Source organism: Cysteiniphilum halobium, assembly GCF_003574425.1.
GTDB lineage: Bacteria > Pseudomonadota > Gammaproteobacteria > Francisellales > Francisellaceae > Caedibacter > Caedibacter halobius.
This window is the reverse complement of the sequence record NZ_QLIU01000152.1, coordinates 1-559: the sequence shown is the minus strand read 5'-3', so window position 1 is coordinate 559 and position 559 is coordinate 1. Positions and strand designations below refer to the sequence as shown.

General features: G+C 43.5%; 1 protein-coding gene. It reads left to right on the top strand.

The window, feature by feature from the left end:
- A partial coding sequence (locus DNK85_RS11385) for an NADH-quinone oxidoreductase subunit D-related protein (protein ID WP_456236546.1) occupies window positions 1–559 on the top strand: 559 nt, incomplete at both ends.

The window sequence follows — 559 nt, the reverse complement described above, 5'->3', positions numbered from 1 at the left end:
CCGGCAGCTAATAGTTTAGACTTGGGCGCGATGACGATGTTCCTTTATGCGTTTCGTGGGCGTGACGACCTGTTTGTTTGTTATGAGGCAGTTTCCGGTGCGAGAATGCATCCGACTTATTTTCGTCCAGGAGGTGTCGCTCGCAATCTACCACTGACGATGCCAAAGTATGAAAAATCACGTTTCACGTCAAAACGTAAACTAAAAGCAATTAACAAAAACCGCCAAGGTTCATTGCTTGATTTTATTTGGGATTTTACTGAGCGTTTTCCAAGGTGTGTTGATGAATATGAAAATCTATTAACGAACAACCGTATTTGGAAACAACGTACTGATGGTACTGGTGTGGTAACAGCTGAGCGTGCCAAGGCATTAGGCTTTGGGGGCCCGATGTTAAGGAGCTCAGGAGTTGCTTGGGATCTTCGCAAAAAGCAGCCTTATGATGTTTATAGCGAACTTGATTTTGATATTCCTGTTGGCAGTCATGGTGATTGCTATGATCGTTATTTAGTGCGTATGGCAGAAATGCGTGAATCCAATAAAATCATTCGTCAGTGTG